The sequence below is a fragment of the Burkholderia sp. AU4i genome, assembly GCF_000466765.1.
Classification (GTDB): domain Bacteria; phylum Pseudomonadota; class Gammaproteobacteria; order Burkholderiales; family Burkholderiaceae; genus Burkholderia; species Burkholderia cepacia.
The window spans coordinates 1-2713 of record NZ_ASSI01000466.1 but is presented as its reverse complement, the minus strand read 5'-3'; the positions used below and the strand labels follow the sequence as shown (position 1 = coordinate 2713).

At 68.6% G+C, this 2713-nt stretch carries 2 protein-coding genes; one reads left to right on the top strand and one right to left on the bottom strand.

The features are described 5' to 3' along the window. The first annotated feature begins 201 nt into the window (after nucleotides 1-201). On the top strand, nucleotides 202-1710 hold the full coding sequence (locus L810_RS43565; protein ID WP_021164407.1) for a class I adenylate-forming enzyme family protein: 1509 nt from the start codon (nucleotides 202-204) through the stop codon (nucleotides 1708-1710). Between the two features lie 126 nt (nucleotides 1711-1836). Here the strand turns inward: L810_RS43565 and L810_RS43560 are convergent. Further along, on the bottom strand, nucleotides 1837-2713 hold an 877-nt coding region (locus L810_RS43560), incomplete at its 5' end, for a branched-chain amino acid ABC transporter substrate-binding protein (protein ID WP_042978514.1).

Below are 2713 nucleotides of genomic sequence, written 5' to 3'. Positions count from 1 at the left end.
GCCGTCGCCGACGCGTTCGTCGCGACACGGCTTGCCGCGCCCGACTGGGGCCGCGTCGCGGGCGGCTTCGACCCGCACGCGATCGACGTCGCCGCGCTGCTGCAGCGCGCGTACCCGGCCTGACGCCCGTTCGCCCAGCCCGGTTTCCCCGTTCGCCCCCGTTCGCCCCCGTTCGCCTTCGTTCGCCCGCCCGGAGCCCCGATGAACCTCGTCGCCGCCCTCGACCGCGCCGCCCGCGCGACGCCCGACAAACCGTTCCTCGTCAGCGAATCCGCGACGATCACCTATGCCGCCGCGCGCGAGCGCTCGCACCGCGCGGCGGCCGTGCTGAGCGCGCTCGGCGTCGCGGCCGGCGACCGTGTCGCCGCGATGTGCTTCAACACGCCGGCCTTCGTCGACCTGATGTTCGGCGCGTGGCGGCTCGGCGCGACGTTCGTGCCGATCAACCACAAGCTGCAGGCGCCGGAAGTCGACTACGTGCTCGAACACAGCCGCAGCAAGGCGCTGCTGTTCGACGTGACGCTCGCGCCGGTGGTCGAGCGCATCGTGCATCCCGCGCGACGGCTCGTGACCGAAGGCGAGCTCGACGGCGTGCCGTGCTTCGACACGCTGTGCGCGACGATGGATGGCCTCGCGGGCATCGAGCCGGCCGACGGCGACATCGCGCAGATCCTCTATACGTCCGGCACGACCGGCCACCCGAAAGGCTGCGTGCACAGCCACCGCACCGTGACGCTCGCCGCGATGCAGGCGGCCCTCGCGACCGGCATCGGCCGCAACGAGCGCACGCTGATGGCGATGCCGATCTGGCATTCGTCGCCGCTCAACAACTGGTTCGGCGGCACGCTGTATGCGGGCGGCACCGTCGTGCTGCTGCGCGAATACCATCCGCTGCGGTTCCTGCAGACCGTCGAGCGCGAGCGCGTGACGCTGTATTTCGGCGCGCCGGTGTCGTACCTGCTGCCGCTCGACACGATCGACGGCTTCGCGGCGTTCGACCTGTCGAGCGTGCGCGCATGGCTGTACGGCGGCGGCCCGATCGGCGCCGCGCAGGCCGAACGGCTCGCGCGCGCGTATCGCAGCGACGCGTTCTTCCAGGTGTACGGCATGACGGAAGCGGGCCCGGCCGGCACGACGCTGTATCCGGACGAGCAGATCGCGAAGGCCGGTTCGATCGGCCGCCACGGCGGCCCGGGCGTCGACCTGCGCGTCGTGCGGATGGACGGCATCGATGCGCAGCCGGGCGAGACCGGCGAGATCTGGCTGAAGACCGACAGCATGATGCTCGGCTATCTCGACGATGCGGCCGCGACCCGCGCCGCGTTCGCGCCGCACGGCTGGTATCGCACCGGCGACATCGCGCGGATCGATCAGGATGGCTACCTGTTCATCGTCGACCGGCTGAAGGACATGATCGTGACGGGCGGCGAGAACGTCTATTCGAAGGAAGTGGAGGACGTGCTCGGCGCGCACCCGGACATCGCCGAGGCGGCCGTCGTCGGTGTCCCGCATCCCGACTGGGGCGAGACGGTCGTCGCGCACGTCGTGCCGCGCGCGGGCACGGTGCCCGACGCGGACGCGCTGCGCGCGTTCTGCGGCGAGCGGCTCGCCGCGTACAAGATTCCGCGTGAGTTCACGTTCGTGCAGGCGCTGCCGCGCACGCCTACGGGCAAGCTGCAGAAGTTCCTGCTGCGTGTGCGTCGCGAATAGGCACATATAGCCGCTTGCCCTCCGCGGAAAAAAGAAAAAGCCACCCGGCCCGACGGCCAGGTGGCTTTTTCGCATGAGGCGCGGGACGACGCATTGCAACGCCGCCCGCGCGTCACATCAGGCTGCTTACTTTCCGCCGATGCTCTTCAGCGGCTTCCACTCGCCCTTCTCGACCTTGTACATCGTGATGCCGCCGTTCTTCAGGTCGCCCTTCGCGTCATACGCGACGTGCGTCGACGTCACGCCGGCCATGTCGGTCTTCGCGAGCACCGGCAGGTACTTCGCCGGATCGGTCGAATCGGCCTTCTTCATCGCGTTGAACAGCGCCATCGCGCCGTCGTACGCATACGGCGAGTAGGTCTGCACGTCTTCGCCGAAGCGCTTCTTGTACTTGTCGGCGTACGTCTTGCCGCCCGGCATTTCTTCGAGCGGCAGGCCTGCCAGCGAAGCGATCGTGCCGTCGGCCGCGTTGCCCGCGATCTTCAGGAACGTCGGCGTCTTCACCATTTCGCCGCTCATCAGCGGGGCGGTGATGCCGAGCGTCTTCATCTGCTTGACCATCGGTGCGGCCTGCGAATCCGCGCCGCCGTAGTAGACGAGATCCGGCTTCGCCGCCTTCAGCTTGGTCAGGATCGCCTTGAAGTCCACCGCCTTGTCGTTCGTGAATTCACGGTCGACGATCGTCGCGCCGCCGGCCTTCGCGGCCTTCTCGAACTGGTCGGCGAGACCCTGGCCGTAGGCCGTGCGGTCGTCGACGATCGCGATCTTCTTCATGCCGAGATCCTTCGACGCGAACGTGCCGGCCACCGAGCCCTGCTGCGTGTCGGACGTCATCATGCGGAAGGTCGTCTTGTAACCCTGCTGCGTGTATTCCGGTGCGGTCGCCATCGCGATCTGCGGAATGCCCGCGTTCGCGTAGATGCGCGAGGCCGGAATCGTCGTGCCCGAGTTGAAGTGGCCGAGCATGCCCTTGATGCCGTCGTCGACGAGCTTCTGCGCGACC

Coding starts and splice junctions, on each gene's coding strand:
- L810_RS43565 (WP_021164407.1), top strand. CDS start 202: ATGAACCTCGTCGCCGCCCTCGACCGCGCCGCCCGCGCGACGCCCGAC.